This window comes from Streptomyces sp. NPDC002403, from assembly GCF_053593015.1.
The window spans coordinates 12,809-30,494 of sequence record NZ_JBSFBQ010000021.1 but is presented as its reverse complement, the minus strand read 5'-3'; the positions used below and the strand labels follow the sequence as shown (position 1 = coordinate 30,494).

At 72.8% G+C, this 17,686-nt stretch carries 13 protein-coding genes and 1 pseudogene; 6 read left to right on the top strand and 8 right to left on the bottom strand.

Features of this window, described 5'->3' with window-relative positions:
• The first annotated feature begins 127 nt into the window (after positions 1-127).
• Positions 128-2,440 carry an FdhF/YdeP family oxidoreductase gene (locus tag ACWCPY_RS22810; protein ID WP_451267679.1) on the top strand — a complete coding sequence of 771 codons (2,313 nt, stop codon included), beginning with the start codon at positions 128-130 and terminating at the stop codon, positions 2,438-2,440.
• Between the two features lie 39 nt (positions 2,441-2,479).
• Here the strand turns inward: ACWCPY_RS22810 and ACWCPY_RS22805 are convergent.
• Positions 2,480-2,905 (bottom strand): annotated as a pseudogene (locus tag ACWCPY_RS22805) (FUSC family protein); the annotation flags it as partial.
• Positions 2,906-3,030: 125 nt separating this feature from the next.
• Positions 3,031-3,678, bottom strand: a complete 648-nt coding sequence (locus ACWCPY_RS22800) for a TetR/AcrR family transcriptional regulator (RefSeq protein WP_451267677.1) — start codon at positions 3,676-3,678, stop codon at positions 3,031-3,033.
• Between the two features lie 88 nt (positions 3,679-3,766).
• Here ACWCPY_RS22800 and ACWCPY_RS22795 point away from each other — a divergent pair, with 88 nt between their 5' ends.
• Genes ACWCPY_RS22795 through ACWCPY_RS22785 form a run of 3 tightly spaced genes read left to right on the top strand, consistent with a single transcriptional unit; the run spans position 3,767 to position 7,992 of the window.
• The gene (locus ACWCPY_RS22795) at positions 3,767-5,200 is read left to right on the top strand and encodes a purine-cytosine permease family protein (protein ID WP_451267675.1); all 1,434 of its coding nucleotides are present in this window, start codon (positions 3,767-3,769) and stop codon (positions 5,198-5,200) included.
• 57 nt (positions 5,201-5,257) lie between these two features.
• The gene (locus ACWCPY_RS22790; RefSeq protein WP_451267673.1) at positions 5,258-6,889 is read left to right on the top strand and encodes an amidohydrolase; all 1,632 of its coding nucleotides are present in this window, start codon (positions 5,258-5,260) and stop codon (positions 6,887-6,889) included.
• A complete protein-coding gene (locus ACWCPY_RS22785) occupies positions 6,886-7,992 on the top strand; it encodes a C45 family autoproteolytic acyltransferase/hydolase (protein WP_451267671.1) in 1,107 nt (368 codons plus the stop codon). Before ACWCPY_RS22790 ends, ACWCPY_RS22785 begins: the two co-directional genes overlap by 4 nt.
• Before the next feature lie 89 nt (positions 7,993-8,081).
• On the opposite strand, the gene ACWCPY_RS22780 is transcribed toward ACWCPY_RS22785, so the two are convergent.
• The 4 genes from ACWCPY_RS22780 to ACWCPY_RS22765 form a co-directional block, all read right to left on the bottom strand.
• Entirely contained in the window at positions 8,082-8,306 is a 225-nt protein-coding gene (locus ACWCPY_RS22780) for a hypothetical protein (protein WP_451267669.1), read from the bottom strand.
• A gap of 146 nt (positions 8,307-8,452) precedes the next feature.
• The gene (locus tag ACWCPY_RS22775) at positions 8,453-9,148 is read right to left on the bottom strand and encodes a response regulator (protein ID WP_451267667.1); all 696 of its coding nucleotides are present in this window, start codon (positions 9,146-9,148) and stop codon (positions 8,453-8,455) included.
• Positions 9,120-10,358 carry a sensor histidine kinase gene (locus ACWCPY_RS22770; RefSeq protein ID WP_451267665.1) on the bottom strand — a complete coding sequence of 413 codons (1,239 nt, stop codon included), beginning with the start codon at positions 10,356-10,358 and terminating at the stop codon, positions 9,120-9,122. The genes ACWCPY_RS22775 and ACWCPY_RS22770 overlap by 29 nt, the downstream gene beginning before the upstream one ends.
• A gap of 61 nt (positions 10,359-10,419) precedes the next feature.
• A complete protein-coding gene (locus ACWCPY_RS22765; protein WP_451267664.1) occupies positions 10,420-11,475 on the bottom strand; it encodes an alpha/beta hydrolase in 1,056 nt (351 codons plus the stop codon).
• 210 nt (positions 11,476-11,685) lie between these two features.
• Between ACWCPY_RS22765 and ACWCPY_RS22760 the strand changes: the two genes are divergently transcribed.
• Together ACWCPY_RS22760 and ACWCPY_RS22755 are read left to right on the top strand one after the other, a co-directional pair.
• Positions 11,686-13,713, top strand: a complete 2,028-nt coding sequence (locus tag ACWCPY_RS22760) for a DUF4139 domain-containing protein (protein ID WP_451267837.1) — start codon at positions 11,686-11,688, stop codon at positions 13,711-13,713.
• Between the two features lie 8 nt (positions 13,714-13,721).
• A complete protein-coding gene (locus tag ACWCPY_RS22755; protein ID WP_451267662.1) occupies positions 13,722-15,284 on the top strand; it encodes a mucoidy inhibitor MuiA family protein in 1,563 nt (520 codons plus the stop codon).
• A gap of 40 nt (positions 15,285-15,324) precedes the next feature.
• Here the strand turns inward: ACWCPY_RS22755 and ACWCPY_RS22750 are convergent, their stop codons facing one another.
• Entirely contained in the window at positions 15,325-16,425 is a 1,101-nt protein-coding gene (locus ACWCPY_RS22750) for a hypothetical protein (RefSeq protein ID WP_451267660.1), read from the bottom strand.
• Positions 16,422-17,681, bottom strand: coding sequence for a hypothetical protein (locus ACWCPY_RS22745; RefSeq protein ID WP_451267658.1), 1,260 nt, complete (start codon positions 17,679-17,681; stop codon positions 16,422-16,424). The genes ACWCPY_RS22750 and ACWCPY_RS22745 overlap by 4 nt, the downstream gene beginning before the upstream one ends.
• Positions 17,682-17,686 lie beyond the last annotated feature (5 nt).

The following is a 17,686-nucleotide window of genomic DNA, read 5'->3' as shown; positions in this document are numbered from 1 at the left end:
CCCGCACCGGGGTGCAGCCCGGAGCGGGCGCGGTTAGCGTGCCCGGAGGGATCGTTTCCACCTCGGAATCACGTCCCCCTCGGGATCGCCCCCACCTCGCGCCCGAACGGCGGAAGGGTTGAATGCCTTGAGCACCGACCACGACGAGCAGCAGCACCTGGAACACTCGGTCGGTCCCGCCCCCGAGGGCGATCCGGACTTCCACCCCTACCACCACCCCGCCGCGGGCTGGGGCGCGGCCAGAAGCGTGAGCCGGTTCCTGGTGCGCGAGGGTGCTCCGGTCGACGGTCCACGGGCGATCATGCGGATGAACCACGAGAACGGCGGGTTCGACTGCCCCGGATGCGCGTGGCCGGACGACACCAAGGGCCTGCATCTGGACATCTGCGAGAACGGGATCAAGCACGTCACCTGGGAGATGACCCGCAAGCGGGTCGGGCGCGAGTTCTTCGCCGCCCACTCGGTGACCGAGCTGTCCGGGTGGAGCGACTACGACCTGGAGAACCAGGGCCGGCTGACCGAACCGATGGTCTACGACCCCGAGTCGGACCACTACGTCCCGATCAGCTGGAAGGACGCGTTCGAGGTGGTCGGCCGTGCTCTGCGCGAGCTCGACGACCCGGACCAGGCATCGTTCTACACCTCGGGCCGGCTCGGCAACGAGGCGACCTTCCTCTACCAGTTGATGGCCCGCGAGCTGGGCACCAACAATCTGCCGGACTGCTCCAACATGTGTCACGAGGCCAGTGGCCGCGCCCTTCAGGCGTCCCTGGGCACCAGCAAGGGGACCGTCGACCTCAAGGACTGGGAGTCGGCCGACGCGCTGTTCATCCTGGGGGTCAACGCCGCTTCCAACGCGCCCCGGATGCTCACCGCCCTCGCCGAGGCCCACCGTCGCGGCGCACAGATCGTGCACATCAACCCGCTCGTCGAGGCGGCGGCCACCCGCACCATCGTCCCCCACGACTTCACGGACATGGCGCTCTTCAGGACGACCCGGACCAGCACCCTCAACCTGCAGCCGCGCATCGGCGGCGACATGGCGCTGCTGCGCGGCATGGCCAAGGCGATCCTGGAGCAGTCCGGATCCGACCCCAGGGCGCTGGACCAGGAGTTCATCGACCGTCATACCGCGGGCTTCGAGGAGTACCGCGCACTGTGCGAGGCCACGTCGTGGGAGGAGATCGAGACCCAGTCCGGGCTCGGCCGCGCCGATGTCCTCAAGGCGGCACGGGTGTACGGCGAGGCCGACCGCTCCATCGTCAGCTGGTGCCTGGGGCTCACCCAGCACGAGCACGGCGTGGACACCGTCCGGGAGATCGTCAACCTGCTGCTGCTCCGCGGCAATCTGGGCCGGGAAGGGGCGGGCCCCTCCCCTGTGCGGGGACACAGCAACGTCCAGGGCAACCGCACCTGCGGCATCGACCACCGGCCCGGCGGGGTGTTCCTGGACCGCCTGGCCGAGGTCTGCGGGATCGAGCCGCCCCGTGCGCACGGCCTGGACACCGTCAACACGATCAGGGCGATGCGGCGCGGTGACGTGAAGGTGTTCGTCTGCATGGGCGGCAACTTCGCCCTCGCGGCGCCCGACACCCCGGCCACGTACGCGGCGCTGCGCACCTGTGAACTCACGGTCCAGGTGAGCACCAAGCTCAATCGCAGCCACCTCGTCCACGGCCGCCGGGCCCTCATCCTGCCGTGCCTCGGTCGTACCGAGAAGGACCATCAGCGCAAGGGCGTGCAGAGCACGTCCGTCGAGGACTCGATGAGCATGGTCCACCTGTCCGTAGGCATGAAGCGCCCCGCCTCGCCGCACCTGCTGTCCGAGCCGGCCATCGTCGCGGGCATGGCCCGTGCCGCCCTGCCCGGCAGCGGCACACCCTGGCAGTGGTACGTCGAGGACTACGACCGGATCCGCGACACCATGGCCCGGGTCCTCGACGGTTTCGAGGACTTCAACCGCCGGGTGCGGCTGCCGCTGGGCTTCCGCATCAAGCAGCCCGCGCGTGAACTGGTCTTCCTCACCCCTTCCGGGCGCGCCGAGTTCTCCACCGCCGCCCTGCCCGACGTCGTCCCGGCCCCCGGCACGCTGGCGCTGGGCACCATGCGCTCCCACGACCAGTGGAACACCACCATCTACTCGGACGACGACCGCTACCGCGGCGTCAAGAACCTGCGCACGCTGGTCTTCATGAACCGGGCCGACATGCGTGAGCGCGGGATCGCCGACCTCGGCCCCGTGGACATCGTCAGCACCGCCAAGGACGGCAGCCGGCGCTCCCTCAACGGCTATCTGGCGATCCCCTACGACATCCCCCGCGGCTGTGCGGCCGGCTACATGCCGGAGATGAACGTGCTGTGCGCGCTGGACGACTACAGCACCCAGAGCGACCAGCCGATCATGAAGCACCTCAAGGTCACCATCGGCCCCGCGGCCTGAGCGGGGCGCGTACCGGCGGCGCCGCGCCCCGCGGCCCGGTCACCGCCACCGGGCGAACCGCTCCAGGAGCAGGTGGGCCCGCTGCTCGGCGGCGGCGGGTTCGGTGGGATCGATCTCCGCCGGCCAGAGTTCGCCCGCCGCGGCGTCATCGGCCTCGCGCAACTCCACCACGGCCGCGGCCAGCTGCGTCCGGACGAGGGGAAACGTCTGCTCCAGGCGGTCGTCCAGTGCCCGCTGCGCCTGCTCGGCGGCCACCGTGCACGTGGCCGGCGCGCGTTCCGCCCGGACCGCCGCATGGCCGTGGACCACCACGAGCGCACAGCCCAGGGCGATGACGATCCCGATGACACTGCCCAGCGCCCGGTCCAGGACGAAGGCCCCTGCGGGCGAGGGCGCGGCCAGATCGGCCATCAGCAGGGCCGGCGGCGTGACGAAGACGACGCCGAGGCCGTAGTTGCGCGCCACGCGGGGAGAGAGCGCGCCCCAGGCGGGTTGCCGAACGCCGCCGGCCGTCCCCGGTCACCATGGAGAGCCTGCTGCGCGAACGGGGCGCATACGGTGTTCATCACCTGGTTCCGTTCCGGGGCGGATCATCGGTCCGCCCAGCCGCTCGCACGCCGGAGGCCGCCCCCGGCGAGGCCGAGCAGCCGTTCGGCCGTTGCGACGGCCATGTCGTCGAGCGCCGGATGCTCCACCTGTGCGTCGTCGTTGGCGTACACCCCGAGACCGTCGACGGTGACCAGGATGTGCAGGGCCGCTCCGGGCGCGTCGCCGGTCGTGAAGACCCCGGCGAGGCGCCCCTCCTCGATGAGGTCCGTGAGGGCGGTACGCGTCTCGGACTCCTGTGCGCGCACCGCCGAGCGCAGCCCCGGCTTGAATCTGCTGACGTGCCGCGCGTTGAGCCACAGCCGGCTGAGGTCGCGGTACTCGCCGTCGGTGAGGCGCACGAGGAATCGCGCGAGCCGCGCGTCCGCCGGGAGCCCGCGCTCCTCGCACGGCAGCAGTGATTGGCGTTCCTCCGTCGCGGCGTGGGAGAACGCCTCGCTCACGAGGTCGTCCGCGGCCGGGAAGTAGTGGCCGATGAGCCCGGGACGGACACCCAGCCCGTCGGCGACGCGCCGGAGCGTGATGCGCTCCAGGCCCTCCTCCAGCGCGATGCGCGCCGCGGTCCGCACGATTTCCGCGCGGCGCTCGCCGGGCAGCTTGCGGGTTCGTATCGGCTGAGCTCTTGACGTCATGGGGGACACGCTATTGGATGTGTGCCCAACAAGCAGTTGGCCATTTGCCCAATAGGGGCCCAACGGCCGGCGGACCCGAGAGGCCCCGATGACGACGACGAACCCCAGCTCCTCCGCGAGCCCCCTCGACGAACACGGCTCAGAGCGCGCCGGACATGTGGAGACGAGGGGGATCGACCTGGTCCCCGCGGACGAGCGCGGCGGCCGGCCGCGCCAGCTGTTCGCGGTCTGGGCGGCCCCGAACGTGAGCTATCTGAGCTTCGTCGTCGGCGCCACGCTGATCCTCATGGGCCTCACGCTCCCGCAGGCACTCGGCGTGATCCTCACCGGAAACCTGCTGTGGATCTGTACGGGCATCGTCGCGGCGAGCGGCCCGGCAGCCGGCACCAGCGGGTCGGTCATCTCGCGCGCGATGTACGGCATCGTGGGCAACAAGATCGTGCTCGTCCTGACCGGCTGGCTCATAGCCGCTGCCTACCTGGCCCTGAACTGGTCGGCCGCCTCGGTCGCCGGCATCGGCCTGGCGGGCCGGTTCGGCCTGCCGGACAACTCGGCCGTGGACGCGACCGTCATCTGCCTCATCGCCGGCGGGACGCTGCTGATCGCGATCTTCGGCTACGCGACGATCGTCCGCCTCTACACCGCTCTGAGCGTTCTCCTGACCGTGGTGTTCGTCGTCGTCACGGGGTACGTGCTCGCCGAGACCGACTGGTCCTACGCTCCCGCCGAGCCGCTCAAGGGAGCCGCGCTCGCCGTGGCACTCGGCACGGGGTTCACCATCATCGCCTCCACCCCACTCTCGTACAGCAACAGCCCGGACCTCGCCCGCTATCTGCCCCGCGAGAGCAGCCCGGTCGCCATCGCGGGATGGACCGCGCTCGGGGCGTACCTGCCGAGCACCGTGTTCACCATGGTCGGCGCGCTCGCGGCCACCAGCCTCGACATGAGCGACCCGGAAGCCGCGCTGGAGAGCATCCTGCCGGGCTGGTTCATCCCCGTCTTCGTCATCGCGGTCGTCGTCAACACCATGACGAACAACGGCATGACGGCCTACAGCGCCAGCCTGTCCATCCAGTCGGTCGGCGTCCGGCTGGCGCGCATCCCGGCGGTGCTGATCATCGGGGTGCTCGGCACGATCATGACGCTGTACGCGATCCTCGTCTTCGACTTCCTGACCAGCGTCAACACCATGCTCCAGCTCGTGGTCGTCGTGACCGGACCGGCCATGGCGGTGGCCGTGACCGACCTGGTCCTGCGGCGCAACCGCTACAACGGGCCCGACCTTCTCGAACAGCGGCGCGGCGGCCCGTTCTGGTACCACCGCGGCATCCACTGGGCCGGCTTCGCCGCCGTCGTCGCCGGCGGCCTCACCTCCGCGCTGTGGGTGAACACCAGCTTCTGGACCGGCCCGATCGCCGGGGCGCTCGGCGACATCGACCTGGCGATTCCGTCCGGCATGATCACCGCCGCCTCCGTGTACTGGGCGATGGCCCGCGCCCTGCGCAGCATCCCGCGCGCCTGACACCGGCGCGTCGAACGCAGCAAGAGACCGAACCCCGCACCACCCGAAGGAAACCCTGTGCACGCCGACGTCATAGTGCTCGCCCGTCACATCGAACATCTCGCCGGAGAGCCCGTCGCGCCGTCCGCGAACGCGGTCGCGATCGCGGACGGCCGGGTGCTGGCCGTCGGCGACGCCTCGGACCTCGAAGCGCTGCGGGGGCCCGGCACGGCCGTCCACGAGTTCCCGGGCGCCGCGGTCCTGCCCGGCCTCACCGATGTCCACGCCCACCCCGTGTGGGGGTCGATCTCCATCGGCAGCGGCGTGGACCTGTCCGGAGCGGCGACCCTGGAGCAGGTGTTCGTCCGCCTGTCCGAGGCGGCGGACGGGCGGGCGACGGACGAATGGATCACCGGCTACGACCTCGATGTGAACGTGTTCGACGGCGACCCGGCCGGTCTGGTGTTCGCGGAGCACTTCCCGGGCCGGCCGATCTCGCTGATGACCCGCGACGCGCACGCGCTCGTCGTGAGCCCCCGTGTCGTGGAACTCGTCGGCCTGACCGGCGACGAGACGTTCACCGACGCCTCGTCGATCGAGGTCGGCCCGGACGGCCGCCCGACCGGCTTCGTCGTCGAACTCCAGGCGATGGACCTGGTCTTCGACCGCTATCCCGAAGTGCCCGTGGAGAAGGCCGCCGAGTACGTACGCCACCAGCTCCACCGGCTCGCCGGCAGCGGGCTCACCGGTCTGCACGCGCTCGACTTCTCCGACCCGTCCGAGGAGGTGTACCGGCACATCGAGGAGCACGGGGACCTGCCCCTGCGGATCCGCTGCTCCCCGCTGGTTCCGGCCGACTCCCCGCCGGAGGTCTGGCAGCACGTCGCCGGTCTCCAGGGCCGGCGCGGACGGCGCTGGCACGTCGAGGGCGCGAAGTTCATGCTCGACGGCACGGCGGACAACGGCACCGCGTGGTTCGACCGCCCGGACATCCACGGCGAGAACCGCGAGCCGCTGTGGCGTGATGTCGACGCGTACCGCGCGGCGATGCGCTTCTTCGCCGAGCGCGGCATCCCGACCGCCACCCACGCCATCGGTGACCAGGCCGTCCGCTTCGCCCTCGACGTCATCGAGGAGGTCGGCCCGGCCGGCCGCGCCCCGCACCGCATCGAACACATCGAGTCCATCCCGGACGACCTGCTGGGCAGGTTCGCCGAACTCGACGTCGTGGCAAGCCTCCAGCCCGTGCACGCGACCCGGCACACCCGCGCCGACGGCACCGACAACTGGTCGCGACGCATCGGACCCGACCGCGTCGCCCACGGCTGGCGCACCCGCGATCTCCTGGACCACGGCGCCGTCGTGGCGCTGGGTTCCGACTGGCCCATCGGCCCCGGGGACCCGCGGATCGGCCTGGCCGACTGCCAGTTGCGCCGCCCGGTCGAGGAGTCCGACGCGGCGCCCGTGCAGCCCGGTCAGGCAGTCACCGCGCGTGAGGCGTACGCCGGTATGACCACCGCGGCCGCGTACGCCGCCGGCGCGTCCGACGAACTCGGACGGATCGCGCCCGGCTGCCTCGCCGACCTCACCGTGTTCGCGGCCAACCCGCTCGACCTCGCCCCCGAAGCACAGCCCGGCAACGCCGTCCTCGCGACGATCGTCGGCGGTGCCGTACAGCTCCACCCGAACACCGCGAAAGGACGCTCGTGACCGCGACGTCGATCCCCCGCCCCGAACACCGCCGCCACGTCGAGGTGGCCGGCGCCGACCCGCACGCCCGCGGCATCGCCCGCGGCGAGCAGCTGCGCGACGGCATCCCCGCCGCGATCGAAGCGTACGACCGGCTCTTCGCCCTCGGGGCCATCTCCCCGGCCCGGGTACGCGAGGACGCCGAGCGCGCCCTCGACGTCCTCGGGCGATTCCGCCCGGGAGCACGCGCCGAGATCGAGGGCATCGCCCACGGCTCCGGCACCGAGCCGTGGCGCATCGGCGCCCTCAACGCGCGCACCGAGATCCTGGCCCGCAGCGCCACCGTGCCGCCCGGCGAATGCACCACGATCGTGCACCGCGTCGCCGGTTCCGACGGTTCGGCAGCACGCACCTTCGGTGTCCAGACCTGGGACTGGCACGTCGAACTCAGCGCCATGTGGCACACGTTGGAGGTGCGCGGCGGCCGGCACGGCTTCGTCGGCATCACCGAGGACGGCATCCTCGGCAAGATCGGCGTCAACAGTGCCGGACTCGCCCTGCACTTCAACATCCTCGGCCACGTCCGCGACGGCATCGGCGGCATCCCCGTGCATGTGCTCGCCGCGATCGTCCTCGAAGAGGCGGGCAGCGTCGCCGAGGCAGTGGAGATCGTCCGCGGCGCGCCCCTCATGTCGTCCGGCTCGTTCGCCCTGTTCGACGGGACGGACGCGGTCCTCCTGGACCTGAGCCCGGTCGGGGTGTTCCCGATCCGGCCCGAACACGACACGCTGGTGCGCACCAACCACTTCCTGACGCCGACCCCGGCAGCCGAGGAGAAGACCTGGCTCTACCAGCCCGACTCGGGCGAGCGCTACGACTTCGTGCGCGCGCGTCTCGCGAACACGCGGCCGCCGGCCACGCCCGACGAGCTCGTGGGCCGGCTCGTGACGGGGGACGGCGAGCCGCCGGTGACCTGCCTGCCCGATCCGGACAAGCCGCTCGGCCAGCGCTGGGCGAGCCTCGCGACCGTCGCCCTCGAACCGGCGACGCGCACCGCCCGGGTCCTCGACGGCACGCCCGCCGACATCGGCTCGCGCGACTGGTGCGTCCTCACCGCCGGCTGAGCCGGGCACGGCCCGCCCCTGGCCTGCCTGGGCGGGTCGTGCCCGGTCCTGTGGAGAGCCCCGCCGGGTCCGCCGACCCGTCGCGCGGCTCACCTGATGCACGAGGTGGTCCTGCTGACCCACTGGGCCAGGGTGATCTGCGTCGCCGGGGCGGTCCGGTCCGTCCCTCGGCGGGGGGACGTGTGGCTGCGGCCGGCCGGGCAGGCCCGGGTGTTCCGGCCCTGCCCGTGGGCAAGGGCGTCGCGCAGCAGGATCAGGTGTGCGGGAACAGTCTTCTCGCCGGACGTCTGGGTCGGGCAGTGGGCTTCGGTCATGGCGAAACCTCCGTTCGTGGTCCCACCATCGCCCGTCGACACCCCCCGGCACATCGTCCCCGCACAGTGATTCCCGACTACCACGGATGCGGTATCCGGTACGCCGGACTACTGCCGCGACCGGCTCCGGAACCCCGCACCGACCGTCACGCGGGCAGCTCGGGGGTGCTCGGCTCCCCTGTCGCGGTGACCAGCCCGCACTGATAGGCGACGACCACGAGCTGGGCGCGGTCCCGGGCCGCCAGCTTGGTCATCGCCCGGTTGACGTGGGTCTTCGCGGTCAGCGGGCTGACGAACAGGCGATCGGCGATCTGCTCGTTGGACAGGCCCAGCGCGGCGAGGATCGTGACGTCGCGCTCCCGCGGCGTCAGGCACTCCAGCCGCTCGTGCACGGCGACCGGGCACGGGTCCGGCTGGGCCAGGAACCGGGTGATCAGCGCTCGCGTCGCCGTCGGGGACAGCAACGCCTCGCCGCCCGCGACCGTGCGGACGGCGTCGAGGAGCTCCTCGGGCCTCGCCCCCTTGCCGAGGAAGCCGCTGGCACCCGCACGCAGGGCCTCGGCGACGTGCTCGTCGTCCTCGAAGGTGGTCAGGATGAGCACCTTCACGCCCGCGAGGTCCTCGGACTCGCTGATGAGCCGGGTCGCCTCCAGGCCGTCCATCTCCGGCATGCGGATGTCCATCAGGACGACGTCCGGGTGCTGTGTGCCGGCCAGCTCGACGGCCTCGCGGCCGTCGGAGGCCTCGGCCACCGTCTCCATGTCGTCCGTGGCGTCGAACAGCATTCTGAAGGTGCCCCGCAGCAGGGCCTGATCATCGGCAAGCAGTACACGAATCGTCATGTCCGTCTCTCCGATCCCGTGCCGGGCCGGGGCGGCCGGGGCGCAGCGGAAGTTCGGCCGTCACGGTGAATCCGCCCTCGGGTCGTGGTCCCGCGTACAGGCTGCCGCCGATCGTGGCAGCCCGCTCACGCATGCCGATCAGCCCGTGACCGGCCCCGGGGTCGGAGCGGTGGGGTCCGGCGGACCCGTCGTCCTCGACGGTGATCGTGAGCCGCTCCTGGTGGTAGTGCAGGCACAGCCGGGCGTGATCGGCGCCGGCGTGCTTGCGCACGTTGGTCAGGGACTCCTGCACGATGCGGTACGCGGCCAGATCGACCGCCGGGTCCAGCGGTTCGGTGTCGCCGCACCGGGTGTGGCTCACGGCCAGCCCGGCACGTTCGAACGACGTCAGCAGGGCCGGCACCTGTGCCAGGCCCGGCATCGGGTCGCGGGGCGCCACCGGGTCGTCGGACTGGCGGAGCAGGCCCACGGTGACCCGCAACTCGTCCAGTGCGGAGCGGCTGGTGTCCCGGATGTCCTCCAGCGCGGTGAGGATCTGTTCCGGCCGCTGGTCCACCAGATGGACGGCGACGCCCGCCTGCGCGTTGATCAGGGCGATGTGGTGCGCGACGATGTCGTGCAGTTCGCGTGCGATCCGGACGCGTTCGGCCGCCACTCGCTGGCGTGCCTCCTGCTCGCGGGTGTGCTCCGCGTGCTCCGCCCGTTCCTCCACGGCCACCACATAGGCACGGCGTGAGCGCACCCCGTCCCCGATCGCGGCCGGCAGCGCCGTCCAGGCCACCATCGCGACCGTGTCCGGTTCCAGCCAGGTCTGCGGGGTGAACATGGCGGCGGTGCTCGCCAGGACGGAGGCCGAGACGACCGCCGAGGTCCAGGCGGTACGCCGGTCGGTCCGCACGGCCACGTTGTAGACGGCGACCAGGACCGGGCTCACCACCAGTGGGCTGTCCCGGACCCCGAGCAGTTGGAAGGCCACCCCGCAGGCGACGGTGACGGCCAGTACGCCGAACGGGTGATGGCGCCGCCGGACGAGCGCGCCGCAGCCGACGGCGGCCACCAGCACCGCGGGCCAGCGCAGCAGGAACTCGTGCTTGTGCGGTTCGATCGAGGCGGCCACGACCGACAGCACGAACAGCACGGCAGCGCCCGCCCCGTCCGCCGCGCGGACCCGGGCCGGCTCTCCGGGCCTCCAACCGTTGATCACCGCCATCCCTCCACCGTAGGGTCGGCGGACGAATCGGGCATTGTCGCGCCGGGGCGGGAGCGGTCCCTTACGCGTGCTGTCCGGGCCGGCTCTCCGTGCCGGACTGTGCGAGGAGGCGCCGGAGCCAGCGGGTGCGGGCCTCGCGTGCGTCCCGGCTGAGGGCCGCCCGGGGTGCCAGGCCGTCGAAGCCGTGGCAGGCGCCGGGCCACACATGCAGTTCGGCCCGGCCGCCCGCCCGCCAGATGGCATCGGCATAGGCCACCCCCTCGTCCCGGAACATCTCGGCCGACCCGACCTCGACATAGGCCGGGGGCAGTCCGGAAAGGTCCGTGGCGCGGGCCGGAGCCGCGTAGGGCGGAAGGTCCGCGGCGCCGTGGCGGTCACCCAGCAGTGCCTGCCAGGCGGTGGTGTTCGAGGTGAGGTCCCAGGTGTCCAGGCCCGTCATCTGGTGGCTGGAGAAGGTGCTGCCGCGGTCGTCGAGCATCGGGCTCAGCAGGAGCTGTCCCAGGGCCCGGGGGCCGCCGCGGTCGCGGGCCAGCAGGGCGAGGGCCGCGGCGAGCCCACCGCCGGCGCTCTTGCCTCCGATGACGATGCGGTCCGCGTCGATGTCCAGTCCGGCCGCGTGCCCGGCTGCCCTGACGAGTCCGGCGTAGCAGTCCTCAAGCGGTTCCGGATAGCGCGCCCCCGGCGCCAGCCGGTACTCGACCGAGATGACGGCCATTCCCAGCGGGAGGGCCCATTCGCGGAGGATCCGCGGCAGCACGGACCACGCGTTGCCCATGATCATCGCGCCGCCGTGCATGTAGTACAGCAGGGGCAGCGGCCCGACGAGCCCGGACGGCCGTGCGCTCACGAGCGTGACGTCCGGTCCGCCGGACGGCCCCGGCACACGGAGCTCCGCCACCTCGAACAGCCCGTCCGCGCGAAGGTCCTCGGCCGTCGGCCTGGGACGGCCCGCCGCGTCCCGTCGCCGGCGGTCCTCGAGCCCGGCCGGCGTGACCGGCTCCCTCGCCTCCTGGCCCAGGCCGGCCAGCGCGACGCCCAGCTCGGGGTCGATCGGGGGCGCCGCCCGCGGTGCCGGGACACGGCCGGAATCGGGCGGTGTGCCGCGGCTGACGCTCATGCCCCGCATCCCGGAGGGAAACCGGTGAACCGCGCGGCGTTCCCGCCGCGAGAGTTCGTCCGCACGCACCCTGGGAACACTCTCCTGAGACCCATGCGACGTACCCAACCACACCGCCGGGCGCGACAACCGCCGTACCGAGGCACCGCATTGCCACGGTCCGCCCGGGCGTAGGCTTCGCTCAGCATGGACACGACGGGGGCGGAGGACATGGCGGCTGAGCCGGTACAGAGGTGGGGATCGACCCTCGATTCGGTCGTGGTGTACGCGCAGGGCGCCCTCTGCCGGCGCCTGGCCCGGGGCAGGGTGTCCCCCGACGGCCGGGTGCGGGTGACGGGACTGCCGCGTTCGCTGGACCCGGACTCGCTGCGGGCCCGTGTCCTGGGCGCGCCCGGGGTGCGCGTCGGCGAGGCCCGGGTGGAGGTCGGGGCCGAGCCGCTCGGCGCGGGCACGCCCGACGGGTTGCGGCACGAGTTCGAACGGCTGCGCGACGCGTGCGCGGCGGCGCAGGGACGCCGGGACCGGCAGCTGAGCCTGATCGAGGAGATCAGGGCTCTCCATCCCGTCCCACCGGCCCGCAGGCGCGACGACCCGCAGCGCCGCACCCCGGTCGACGCATGGCTGGACCTCGCCGACTTCGTCGAGGAGCGACTGGCGGGACTGCACGAGCGCCTCATCGAGCTGGAGGAGGCGCTGCGCGACGCCGAGCACGAGCTCACCGTCGCCGCCGACCGGCTCGACCGCGCCTCCACCGACGCCCCTTCGGCGCATGTGGAGGCCATGGTCTGCGCGGTCCTGTCCCTGGACGGCGCCGGTGAAGCCGAAGTGGAGGTGGAACTGGAATACGGGGTGCCCGGCGCCGTCTGGGTGCCGTCCTACCGCCTCACCCACCGTCAGGGCGACGACAGCGGCCGCCTGGTGCTGCGCGCCTCGGTCGCCCAGCGGACCGGCGAGGACTGGACCGGCGTACGCATCGCCCTGGCCACCGCGGATCTCCGGCGTCGCACCGACCTGCCGAGGCTCCGCTCGATCCGGATCGGACGCGGTCAGCCCGCCCCAGCGCCCTCCGGCTGGCGCGAGCCCCCGGCCGGGCTCGTCGGTCTGTTCTCCGGGTACGACTCGGCAGGCCCTGCCCCGGCCCCGGCCTCCGCGCCCCTCGCTGTCGGAGCCGGCGCCGCGTCCGGCCCGCTTCCGCCACCACCGCCTCCCTCGTCGCCGGCACCGCGCGGCTACGGTTCCGCGCCGGCCGCCGAGCCGGTGCCCGGCGGCGGATACGGTGCGCCGCCGGGGGCCTTCGGTGGCGGGATGCCCTTCGCGGGCGCCCCCGCCCCCATGGCGCCCGCGGCTCCCGGCCGGGCCGCTCCTCCTCCTCCTCCTCCTCCTCCGGCACCGGTGACCGGTCCGCCGCAGCCGGGCGGCGCCGAGCTCGACTATGCCGCCCTCGTCCTGTGCGGCCCCGACGAGCAGGGCGGTCGCAGGGGGCGGCTGTTTCCCGGCTCCGCCTTCGACCCGGTGGCGACCGAGTACCGTCGCCGCGCCGAGGCGGTGGCCGCGCTGCCGTTGCCCGGACATGCCGTGCGGCCCCGCGAGTCGGCGGGTTCCTTCGACCACCGCTTCGATGCCACCGCCCGCGCCGACATTCCGTCGGACGGCACCTGGCACACCGTCACCGTCGGCGAGATCCCGGTCGGACTGCGTACCGAGTACCTCTGTGTGCCGTCCGTGGAGCAGACCGTGTACGCGACGCTGGTGCTCTCCAACGCCACCGGCCAGGCGCTGCTGGCCGGCCCGGTGGAGGTCACCGTCGACGACGACTACCTGCTGACCGCCGCACTGCCCACGCTCGCCCCCGGCGGTGTGCGCCGGGTGGGGCTCGGGCCGGCCGAGGGCATCCGGGTCACCCGCCGCACGAATCTGCACGAGTCGACCTCGGGCCTGCGCAACAACACCACGGTGCTCGACCACCGCGTCCATGTGGAGCTGGCCAATGGGTTCGCGAGGCCCGTCGTCGTGGAGGTCCTGGAGCGGGTGCCGGTCACCTCCGATCCGGACGTCCGGATCGAGGAACGGGCCGACTGGACGACGCCGGAGGAGGGCGCCGGGCCCGATCGGCATGCGCCGGGCACCCGCGTCTGGCGACTGGACCTGCCCGCAGGAGCCACTGCCGCCCTCGACGGCGGCTACGAGATCCGCATCCCGACCGGCAAGGCCCTGGTCGGCGGCAACCGCAGGAGCTGACACACGCCATGTCCAAGGCCCCCGAGCCGATCGCCCTCCCCGTCACCGCCGTCACATGCCTGGAGGATCGCGCCCACGTCGAGCGCGCCGCCGTGCTCGACCTCAAGGCCGGGGTCCAGCGGCTCCGCCTCGGACCGGTCAGCGCGCTGGCCGTCGACCGGACCCTCCGTGCCGAGCTGACCACCGATCACCCCGCGACCGTTCTCGACGTGCGGATGGTCCGCAGCTGGAAGCCGCGCGCCCCGCAGCGGACCGCCGACGACGACTCCGCCCTGCGCCGGCGCGTACACGCCCTCAAGGAGGAGCAGCCGGTCCTGGAGCAACGGCGTGACCGGCTGGGGGCCCGCCTGGGCCTGCTCGGCCGCCTCGCCACCGATCTGCTGCGGGAGATCGGTGAGGGCGCCGGTGCCGGTGAGACCGAACGGGGCCGCTGGGCCCGGGAACTGGACCGGGTCGACGCCGAGCGCGACACGCACGGCGAGCAACTCCGCACCGTGGAGGCCCGGCTGGCCGACCTCTCCGCCGAACTCGGCGCGGCCCAGCGGGCCCTGGAGCTCGCCGAGGAGGAACCCGCCGAGCTGACCGGCCATGTCGAGCTGACCGTGGAGGCCGCCGCCGCCGGGCCGGTCGGGCTGCGCCTGAGCCACCTCACCCCGTGTGCGCTGTGGCGGCCCGCCTACCGGGCCGTGCTCGACGGGGACTCGCTGACGCTGGAGACCGACGCGATGGTCTGGCAGCGCACCGGTGAGGACTGGTCGGACGTACGGCTGACCCTGTCGACGGCCCGCTCGGCACTGGCCAGCGATCCGCCGCGGCTGGGCGAGGACCGGCTGACGCTCAAGGACCGCTCCGCGGCTGAGCGCCGCACGGTCGACGTCGAGCTGCGCGAGGAGGAGATCGGAGCCCTCGGCCCGGCCCCGGTGCTCGGCCTGCCGGGGGTGGACGACGGCGGCGAGGCACGGGTCCTGAGATCGCCCGCGCCGGTCTCGGTGCCCGGTGACGGCCGCGCCCACCGGGTGCGGCTCTCCGCGTTCACCACGGCCGCGCTCAGTGAGTACGCCTGCTCACCGGAGTTGTCGCCGCTGGTCACCCAGGTGGTGCGGTTCGACAACCTGTCCGGCCACGCGCTGCTCGCCGGCCCCGTGGACCTGGTCCGGGGCAGCGGATTCAGCGGCCGGGGCACGCTGGACTTCACCGCTCCCGGCACCCCTGCCGAGCTGGCCTTCGGCAGCTGCGACGACCACCGGGTGGTCCGGCAGGCCGTGGAGTCCCGCGACACCGCCGCCCTCACCCAGCGGACCGTGATCACCCGCACGGTCCGGCTGCACCTGTCCCGGTTCTCCGCTCCCGGGGAACACGGCGACCGGATCGTCGTCCTGCGGGAGCGGATGCCTGTCTCCGAGGTCTCGGCGGTGGAGGCACGCCTGCGCGAGGACGCGTGCTCCCCGGCGCCCGACGCGGTCGACGCCGAGGGCATCGCCCGATGGGACGTGCCGCTCCCGCCCGGCGGTTTCCGCACCGTCACCCTGGTCTACGAGCTGTCGGCGAGCGCCAGGGTCACCGGGCTCTGAGCCCGGTGACCGGGGCGACGGCCTCGCCCCCGGGACGGCCTCACGGGCTGACCGGAGCGGAGCAGCCACCACGGGCCTTCACCGAGCGCTCGGCGAAAACCTTCAGTGCGGCACGTTCGTACGCGAGGTCCGCGTCACTGCTCGGGGGCCTGCGATTCTCTCCCTTCCCGTTCGAAGGGTGCAGGGTGAACAGGGCCCGGCCGCCCTCGCACTCGGCCGCCGTCCAGCTCATCCGGCCGTCGCGGTCGCGGTGGTGCGCGGGTGTGTCGCTGTTCGGTGCGTCGTCGTAGGGATCCTCCTCGTAGCCGCGCAACCGCTCCTGCGCATAGGGACCGTAGTCCGCTTCGAGTACGTAGCGTGTCCCGCGGTCGGCGTCGCCGAGCCGGCACGTCTCGTGGGGCGCTCCCCCGCGGGCGGTCTCGGTGGCGATCGTCACGCCGCGTGCGGCGGGAATGCCGGCGCAGGTTCCGTCGGCCGTGCCGAGCGGCTCGTACTCGTCCTCGTGCACCGGCAGGCCGAGGCTGCTGACGGGCTTTCCGAGCCTGGCCCCGCAGTGCCGGGCCTTCGAGACCCTGGCCGCGGTGGAGGTGGCGATCCTGGCGAACTCCGGTCGTACGGCCGGGTTGTCCAGGGACTTGTCGAGGGTGGTCCGGACGGTGACGGACAGGCTGTCGGCGCTGTTTCCCCCGGTGCATGCGAGGACCAGGCTCGTGGCCGCCTTCTGGTCCTCGTCGGCCTCGAAGAGGTCGCTCGCTTCGAAACGGCCGGGGACCGCTCCGAAGAGTCCTGTCCATCCGTGGCCGACCGGAACCGCGAGCACACTCGACGAACCCAGGGGAAGGGAGTCCTGGTTCCGTCCGACGCGGGAGGTGTCGAGGACACGGATCTCGGCGGTGCCGCCGTCCTGGACGCGCACCTCGCAGCCCACCAGGCCCGGACCGCGTATCCCGTCCTCGACCTCGACGGCTCCCGGCCCGAGGACGCCGCGCACCACGTTCCGGTCGAGCAGGCCGTCGCAGGCTCCGTCGAGCGCCGAATCGTCGCTCCAGCGCTGGAAGTCGCCGTGCACCAGGAGATACCCCGCGACGGCGACGGCCACGGCGGCCACGGCGGCGACCGCCCGCAGAACGATCCGCCTCACCGCCATCCCTCCACCTCTCCGAGGATCTCGGTGCTGTGGCACCGCTGCTGTCCGGGCCAGCCATCGGGGTCGCCGAGGTAGCTGTCCATCAGCTTGCGGGCGTTCTCGGAGAACCTGGTCCGCTCCGCCTCGCCGAGCGTGCGCGAGCTGATGTCACCGGTCTCCGTGCGGACGGTGACCCGGTGGTACGTCGCGCCCGCGGCGCACTCCGACCGTGCCCACAGGGCGAGTTCGTGCGGCTTCGAGTCGGGGATGACCTTCGTACGCTCCCCTTCGCGGAAGCCGAAGCTGTCGCCGGTGCGGTAGTACTGGCCGTCGGCGGACTCACCGAGCGGCCCGGCCCAACTCGCCGCCGAGACATCGACGACCGCGCCGTCGGGCGGTGTCGGATCGGTGTCCATCGCGTCCTTGCGGTCCAGGACGGTGGCGTCACAGACGTTCAGCAGCCGTGAGTCCTGCAGATCGCCCGCGACGGTCCACCTGCCGGGAAAGCCCGCGCGCTCGCCGAGCCCCCGGCACTTCTTCACACCCAGGCCCGGCATGTCGATCCTCTCGACCTTCATGTTGCCCCCGTCCGCGTCCGTGGTGACATGGGTCTCGTACGTATCGACGACCCTGGTGGGCATCCTCAGCGGCGAGCCACCGCACTTCTGAGCGGCGGTGATCCCGTTGGCGACCTGGACGGCGGTACGGAAGTCGGCGAGGTACTCGGCCGGCTCGCCCTTGCCGGGCACGGGCAGATCGACATCTGCCGTCACATACATCCCGGACACCTCACGGAACCGCCCCTTCAGCCCACCGGGGCACTCGGCCACCACCCATGTCCGCCCGCGCTTGTCCACCCGGCCGGTGACTCCGGGCGCCTCGTACCCCTCGTCGTCACCGCCGGGCAGGATGTCCTCGGCCCGCACCGTCATCGGTATCCGGGAGACGAGCGCGACGGCCCGGACCCGCACCGACCCGTGCCCCGGCCAGGCGACGGAGCAGTTCACCAGGGAGCGGCTCTCCTCACCGGGATCGAGCACGGTGCCGTACTGACTCACCACGCCCGCCACGTCGTCGGGCACGAGGCCCCGCAGCTCCTCATACGGCAGCAGTCCCGCGCAGGCACGCTTCAACTGCGCCCGGTTCGCCGCCGAATGGCCACCGTCCCCCGACCGGTCGGCACCGGAGAGGAACACCGCCCCGGTGACCACCAGCACGAGCGGCACGCCTATGAACAGCGGCTTGCGCAACCATGACGGCACCCGGTCCACGGAGC

Coding starts and splice junctions, on each gene's coding strand:
- ACWCPY_RS22800 (WP_451267677.1), bottom strand. CDS start 3,678: ATGACGTCAAGAGCTCAGCCGATACGAACCCGCAAGCTGCCCGGCGAG.
- ACWCPY_RS22795 (WP_451267675.1), top strand. CDS start 3,767: ATGACGACGACGAACCCCAGCTCCTCCGCGAGCCCCCTCGACGAACAC.
- ACWCPY_RS22780 (WP_451267669.1), bottom strand. CDS start 8,306: ATGACCGAAGCCCACTGCCCGACCCAGACGTCCGGCGAGAAGACTGTT.
- ACWCPY_RS22775 (WP_451267667.1), bottom strand. CDS start 9,148: ATGACGATTCGTGTACTGCTTGCCGATGATCAGGCCCTGCTGCGGGGC.
- ACWCPY_RS22770 (WP_451267665.1), bottom strand. CDS start 10,358: ATGGCGGTGATCAACGGTTGGAGGCCCGGAGAGCCGGCCCGGGTCCGC.
- ACWCPY_RS22765 (WP_451267664.1), bottom strand. CDS start 11,475: ATGAGCGTCAGCCGCGGCACACCGCCCGATTCCGGCCGTGTCCCGGCA.
- ACWCPY_RS22760 (WP_451267837.1), top strand. CDS start 11,686: ATGGCGGCTGAGCCGGTACAGAGGTGGGGATCGACCCTCGATTCGGTC.
- ACWCPY_RS22755 (WP_451267662.1), top strand. CDS start 13,722: ATGTCCAAGGCCCCCGAGCCGATCGCCCTCCCCGTCACCGCCGTCACA.